Here is a 6477-nt window from a genome sequence, read left to right as displayed (position 1 = left end):
CCTGCTCTCCCATGCGTGCAGAGCCTACTGGCACGGCGGCGGACACCGGATCGGCGGTCTTCCGGCTCAGCGGTCGCGGTTGAAGCGGGTGGTGATCCAGAGCAGCAGCATCAGGGCGAGGAAGGCGCCGCCGCCCGTGACGTACGGGTTGAGGCTGGCGTGGTTGCCGCCGTGCTCGGCGCCCTCGGAGGCGAGCGTGACCAGGTTGGCGGCGGTGCTGTGGAGGCTCATCTTCAGCAGGACCTATCGATCGGGGGTGGGAGCGGAGACTTCGCGCACATCGTATGCGGGCGGTCAGGGCACTCTCACGCCGACTCAGGCGTTGGCGTCGTCGTCCCCGCGGTCCGCGTCGTCACGGCCGTAGCCCCGGAGCAGGAACCAGGCGAGCAGGGCGCCGCCGACGAGGGAGACCAGCAGGACGATACGGAGCGTGTCGCCCGGTCCGTCCTGTGCGGCGGCGAGCCCCCACAGGGCGGCCGCGAGATCGGTGGTGTGGCCGGTGTCCGGCATGTCGGTCGTGCTCCTCGGTCGTCCGCGGTGCCCGAGTTATCCACAGGCCCCGCCACACGGTAACGCCAGCGCCTAGGCTGGGGTCGTCAGGGGGACGAGCACCGACTCGTACGAACAGGGGGCATCCATGACCGAGAACCATCAGGGGAGCGTGCCGGGCAGGCAGCGCAAGCGGTTCCCCGGCATCTCCTCGCGGGCCTACGAACACCCGGCCGACCGCTCGGCGCTGGTGGCGCTGCGGAAGCTCAGCGGCTTCGACACGGCCTTCAAAGCGCTCAGCGGGCTGCTGCCCGAGCGCAGTCTGCGACTCCTCTTCCTCTCGGACTCCGTCCGGGTGAGCGACGCGCAGTTCAGCCACCTCAACGACATGCTGCGGGACGCCTGTTACATCCTGGACCTGGAGAAGGTCCCGCCGATGTACGTGACGCAGGACCCGAAGCCGAACGCGATGTGCATCGGCCTGGACGAGCCGATCATCGTGCTGACCACCGGTCTGGTGGAGCTCCTGGACGAGGAGGAGATGCGGGCGGTCGTCGGCCACGAGGTCGGGCACGCCCTGTCGGGGCACTCCGTGTACCGCACGGTCCTGCTGTTCCTGACCAATCTGGCCCTGAAGGTGGCCTGGATCCCGCTGGGCAACGTGGCGATCATGGCCATCGTGACGGCGCTGCGCGAGTGGTTCCGCAAGTCGGAACTGTCCGCCGACCGGGCCGGTCTCCTGGTGGGGCAGGACGTGCGGGCCTCCATGCGGGGGCTGATGAAGATCGCGGGCGGCAACCACCTGCACGAGATGAACGTGGACGCGTTCCTCGCCCAGGCGGACGAGTACGAGAAGGCCGGTGACCTGCGGGACTCCGTCCTGAAGATCCTCAACGTGCTGCCGCGCTCGCACCCCTTCACCACCGTCCGGGCGGCGGAGCTGAAGAAGTGGTCGGAGAGCCGGGACTTCCAGCGGATCATGGACGGCCACTACCCGAAGCGCTCCGAGGACAAGGACGCCTCGGTCACGGACTCGTTCCGCGAGTCGGCCGGGCACTACGCCGACACGGTACGCACCAGCAAGGACCCGCTGATGAAGCTGGTCGGGGACATCGCGGGCGGCGCCGGGGACCTGGCGGGCGACCTGGGCGGCCGGCTGCGCAACCGGTTCGGCGGCGGCCAGGGTGGTGGCAAGGCCCCGGACGGCGGCTCCGGCGGTGGCGAGGAGAAGGACGGGCCGGGCAGAGACGCTCAGGGCGAGGGCTGAGCGCCCGGCGCCAGCGCGCCGCAGAGCGACGGGGCGGCGGGGCGGGCCGTGGCGTACGGGTCGGTGGCCCGCGCCGTACCCGCCTCGGGGACACCGGCTCCGGCCAGGAGCGGTGTCAGGGAGCCGGTCGTGTCGGCGCCGCACGCCTGGGGACCGGCCAGGACGGTGCTGGTGAGCAGCTCGGTGCGGTGCATGCGCAGGTCCTCGCGGTCGAAGCGGAAGTGCGTCTGCCGCTGGACGGTGAAGAGGGAGGCCCGCTCCGGTGGGGCGCCGGGGGCCCGCAGGGCGTAGGTGAACGTGTGGTCGGCGGTGACGTCCAGGGTCTCGGGGCCGGTCTCCTCGAAGCGGAGGGTGCCCTGGACCCGGACGGCGGGGTCGGCGAGGACGGCCGTCCGTGGGTCGAATCGGACGAGCCAGCCCGCCTCGGCGTGGCGGCCGTCGTCGGCGGGGGCCTCCACGCTCCGGTCGAACTGGGCCAGCTGGTCGGGGTCGAGGAGAAGCCGCGCGGGCCGCACGGTGGCGCCGGACAGGACGCCGGGTTCCAGCGAGGAGGCGACGAGGTAGTCCTTGGCGATGCCGAGGGCGGTGACGACCTGGCTCTCGGAGAAGTGGGGGGTGCGTCCGGCGACGGGGAGGTTGATGCCGGCCGCTCCGCTGCGGTGCTCGGCGGCGGGGCCTCGGGAGAACAGGCTGGCCGGTTCGCCGCCGGGAACGGTCCGCTGCGGGGCCAGCGGGACCACGGTCGTCCGCAAGGGGGCGGCCCGCTCGTCGGCGGGCGGCAGGTAGGGGTTGCGGACACCCAGGTAGATGGCGGTGCCGAAGGCGAGGAGGATCAGCAGGACCAGGAGGAGGGCCTGGCGGGAGCCGCCGCCCCGGGCGACGCCGTCCTCCCCGGGGGACCGGCTGCGGACGGCCTGGGCGTGCTCGCCCATCCGTTCCCGCGCGGAGAACTCCTGGAGGCGGGCAGCGCGGACGAACGACTCGTCGAAGACGACGGATCGGTACTCGTCCTCACCACCGCCGGGGAGCCCGTCGGGCGTCCCCTCAGGCGGGTCGCCACGCCCTGCCATACCTTCAGGGTAGGTCGGTCGGGGCCTCGGTAAACGCCGGGCGCGGACGCACTTCGGCCAGGGGTGTGGAGGGTGCCCCCGGTCAGGGGGTGCGGGCGCGCGATCCCGGGGAGGCCGGCGGCGCCGCGTACTCGGGACGGGCCGGTTCGGCCGAGGGGGTGAGGAGCGCGGGGGGCGCGTGGAGGGCGGGCGCGGCCGGCGGAGCGGGGTGCGGGTTCGGCTTGTCGACGCCGGTGGTGGCCGGGGGTGTGATCCGGTCCTGGCGGTTGGCGGTGGCGCCCCGGTAGACGGCGCTGAAGGCGAGGGCGACCATGCCGACGCCCATCAGGAGGGCGAGGAGCCAGGCGACGGGCCGGTGCCAGCGGGCGCTGCCCCGGTAGGGCCGCAGGGCGCCACCGTGAGGTCCGTAGGGGCTGGCGTCGTCGCCGACGTCGTCGGGCTCGTAGGTGAGGCCGGAGTCGTAGCCGTCCTCGCAGAAGTCCTCGTCACCGTGTCCACCGCCGGCGCGGGCCCGGGCGGATTCGGCCTCGGCACGGGCCTGGGCGGCGGCGAGGAGCCGCTCGACGGCGGTCGGCTCGTGGACGGGGGCGGACCGGACGAAGTCCTCGTCGAAGACCACGGCGGCGTAGTCCTCGTCCGCGCCTCCGCGGTTGTCCCAGTCCTCGGGGTCCCGGCCGTCAGGCGGCCTGCCCCCCACGTCGTCCGGCACGTCCTCAGCGTAGCCCGGGGAGGGAGATTTGGGCAGGGAGAGTGCGAACCCTCCCCGCCCCGCCGAAAGGGGGTGTTTACCGGATGTGACCGTCGCCGGTGACGATGTACTTGGTCGAGGTCAGCTCCGGAAGGCCCATGGGGCCGCGGGCGTGGAGCTTCTGGGTGGAGATGCCGATCTCGGCGCCGAAGCCGAACTGGCCGCCGTCGGTGAACCGGGTGGAGGCGTTCACGGCCACCGTGGTGGAGTCGACCAGCTGGGTGAAGCGGCGGGCCGCGGCCTGGGAGGTGGTGACGATGGCCTCCGTGTGGCCGGAGGACCACATGCGGATGTGCTCGACGGCCTTGTCGAGGTCGTCGACGACGGCGGCGGCGATGTCGTACGAGAGGTACTCGGTCTCCCAGTCCTCAGGAGTGGCCGGGACGACGGTGGCCTTGGAGCCCTCGGCGTGGGCGAGGACCCGCTCGTCGGCGTGGACGGTGACCCCGGCCTCGGCGAGCGCGGCCAGGGCGCGGGGCAGAAACGCCTCGGCGATGTCCTGGTGGACGAGGAGGGTCTCGGCGGCGTTGCAGACGCTGACCCGCTGGGCCTTGGAGTTGATCAGGATGTCGACGGCGGTGTCCAGGTCGGCCTGGGCGTCGACGTAGACGTGGCAGTTGCCGGTGCCGGTCTCGATGACCGGGACGGTGGACTCCTCCACGACGGTGCGGATGAGGGAGGCTCCGCCGCGCGGGATGAGGACGTCGACCAGGCCGCGGGCGCGCATCAGCTCGCGCACCGAGTCGCGGGACTCGCCGGGGACGAGCTGGATGGCGTCGGCGGGCAGGCCGGCCCCGCCGATGGCGTCGCGCAGGACCCTCACCAGGGCGGTGTTGGAGGCGTACGCGGAGGAGGAGCCGCGCAGCAGGACCGCGTTGCCGGACTTGAGGCAGAGCGCGGCGGCGTCGACGGTGACGTTGGGGCGGGCCTCGTAGATGATGCCGACGACGCCGAGGGGCACGCGGACCTGGCGGAGGTCGATGCCGTTGGGCAGGGTGGAGCCCCGGACGACCTCACCGACGGGGTCGGGCAGGGCGGCGACGTCGCGGACGTCGGCGGCGATGGCCCGGACACGCTCGGGAGTGAGGGTGAGGCGGTCGATGATCGACTCGCTGGTGCCGGCCTCGCGGGCCTTGGCGATGTCCTCGGCGTTGGCCTCGACGATCTCGGCGGTGCGGACTTCGAGGGCGTCCGCGATCGCCAGGAGGGCGTCGTCCTTGGCGGCGCGCGGGAGTGGCGCGATCTGCGCGGCGGCGCCACGGGCCCGGTAGGCGGCCCGGGTGACCGGGGTGAGGTTGTCGAGGGGCGTGAGCGAGGTCATGTCCGCAGGGTACTGGTACCTCTGCGGACATCCCTCACGTATCTCATCGCCGTCCCGCACTCCGAGACGGGCGTCCGCCCCCGGCGGGAGCCGCTCAGTAGGGGTGGACGCCGACCGGGGCGGCCGGCGGCGGGCCGTAGCCCTCCGCGATCCGCTGGTGGTAGGTCTCGCGGTCGATGACCTCCAGGCCGACGATCTCCCAGGGCGGCAGCTTCGCGGTCTGCCGGTGCTCGCCCCACAGGCGCAGGGCGACGGCCGCCGCGTCGTGCAGGTCACGGGCCTCCTCCCAGTACCGGATCTCGGCGTGGTCGCCGGCGTAGCGGCTGGTCAGCAGGAAGGGGTGGTCGTGTGCCAGCTGCTCCAGACCCCGTCGCACCTCCTGCAGCGGCGACTCGACGCCGGACACGCTGAGGGTGATGTGCCAGAGCTTGGACACGGGCCGTTCCTCGGCGGCGGCCCGTGCCGCGGGTGTCTCGGTGGCCCCTTCCGTCGTCCCGTCCGTGGCCCTGTTCCGTGCCTGGTCGAAGTCGGCTCCGGCCTCGACACTGGTCAGGGCGCGTTCGCCAGTCCCGCGGGGCGGTGCCCCAGGGCGCGCTCGTCTCACCGGCGGCCTCCTGTGTGATGCGTGTGGTGCTGTACCCCGCCTTGCTGTTACCCCCGAGACAAAGTTGACCAGTCCGCGGCGGTGGATGGGGCGGTTTTGGTGAACGTCCCTTCCGGATGGCAGGACTTTCAGCCGTTTCGGAGGGGGTTTCGCAAGCGCTTCCGCCGCGCTTTCCGGCCGCGTCCGCTCAGGCCAGGACCACGAGGTCGTCCCGGTGGACGACCTCGCGGGCGTACTCCGGGCCCAGTTCCCTGGCCAGCTCGTGCGTGGAGCGGCCCGTCATCCGGGGGATCTCCTTGGCGTCGAAGTTGACGAGTCCGCGGGCCACGGCCCGCCCCTCGGTGTCGCGCAGCTCGACCGGGTCACCGGCCACGAAATCGCCCTCGACGGCCGCGACGCCCGCCGCGAGCAGGGACTTCTTGCCCTCGACGACGGCGTGGACGGCCCCGTCGTCGAGGGTGAGGGAGCCCTGCGGGGTGGAGGCGTGGGCGAGCCAGAGCAGCCGGTCGGCGGAGCGGCGGCCGGTGCGGTGGAAGTACGTGCCGGTGTCGCGGCCCGCGAGGGCGTCGGCGGCGCGGCTGGCAGAGGTGAGGACGACCGGGATCCCGGCGGCGGCGGCGATCCGGGCCGCCTCGACCTTGGTGACCATGCCGCCGGTGCCGACCCCGGCCTTGCCGGCGGAGCCGATCTCCACGTGCGCGATGTCCTCGGGCCCGGTGACCTCGGCGATCCGTGTCGTGCCGGGCTTGGAGGGGTCGCCGTCGTAGAGCCCGTCGACGTCGGAGAGCAGGACGAGCAGGTCGGCGCGGACGAGGTGGGCGACGAGGGCGGCGAGCCGGTCGTTGTCGCCGAAGCGGATCTCGTCCGTGGCGACGGTGTCGTTCTCGTTGACGACCGGCAGCGCGCCCATGGCGAGGAGCTGGTCGAGGGTCCGGTAGGCGTTGCGGTAGTGGGCCCTGCGGCTGGTGTCGTCGGTGG

At 73.0% G+C, this 6477-nt stretch carries 8 protein-coding genes; 1 reads left to right on the top strand and 7 read right to left on the bottom strand.

The genetic code is table 11. The features are described 5' to 3' along the window. Nucleotides 1–66 precede the first annotated feature (66 nt). The gene (locus RIF68_RS23035; RefSeq protein WP_309053194.1) at nt 67–231 is read right to left on the bottom strand and encodes a hypothetical protein; all 165 of its coding nucleotides are present in this window, start codon (nt 229–231) and stop codon (nt 67–69) included. Between the two features lie 84 nt (nt 232–315). Next, entirely contained in the window at nt 316–510 is a 195-nt protein-coding gene (locus RIF68_RS23030) for a hypothetical protein (protein ID WP_309053193.1), read from the bottom strand. Between the two features lie 127 nt (nt 511–637). Here RIF68_RS23030 and RIF68_RS23025 point away from each other — a divergent pair, with 127 nt between their 5' ends. Beyond that, nucleotides 638–1756, top strand: coding sequence for a M48 family metallopeptidase (locus RIF68_RS23025; protein WP_309053192.1), 1119 nt, complete (start codon nt 638–640; stop codon nt 1754–1756). Here RIF68_RS23025 and RIF68_RS23020 read toward each other — a convergent pair. From RIF68_RS23020 to proB, 5 genes are all read right to left on the bottom strand, one after another. Then, nucleotides 1741–2826 (bottom strand): hypothetical protein, encoded by a 1086-nt coding sequence (locus RIF68_RS23020; protein ID WP_309053191.1) that lies wholly within the window; start codon nt 2824–2826, stop codon nt 1741–1743. The genes RIF68_RS23025 and RIF68_RS23020 overlap by 16 nt on opposite strands. Nucleotides 2827–2908: 82 nt before the next feature. Beyond that, the gene (locus RIF68_RS23015; protein WP_309053190.1) at nt 2909–3535 is read right to left on the bottom strand and encodes a hypothetical protein; all 627 of its coding nucleotides are present in this window, start codon (nt 3533–3535) and stop codon (nt 2909–2911) included. A gap of 76 nt (nt 3536–3611) precedes the next feature. Continuing rightward, on the bottom strand, nt 3612–4895 hold the full coding sequence (locus RIF68_RS23010) for a glutamate-5-semialdehyde dehydrogenase (protein WP_309053189.1): 1284 nt from the start codon (nt 4893–4895) through the stop codon (nt 3612–3614). A gap of 94 nt (nt 4896–4989) precedes the next feature. Further along, a complete protein-coding gene (locus tag RIF68_RS23005; protein ID WP_309053188.1) occupies nt 4990–5499 on the bottom strand; it encodes a hypothetical protein in 510 nt (169 codons plus the stop codon). Nucleotides 5500–5686: 187 nt separating this feature from the next. Continuing rightward, on the bottom strand, nt 5687–6477 hold a 791-nt coding region (gene proB / locus RIF68_RS23000; protein WP_309053187.1), incomplete at its 5' end, for a glutamate 5-kinase.

It is taken from the genome of Streptomyces sp. (assembly GCF_031178505.1).
Classification (GTDB): domain Bacteria; phylum Actinomycetota; class Actinomycetes; order Streptomycetales; family Streptomycetaceae; genus Streptomyces; species Streptomyces gulbargensis.
Note: the sequence above shows the minus strand (reverse complement) of the source record. Positions and strands in the feature narration are given on the sequence as shown.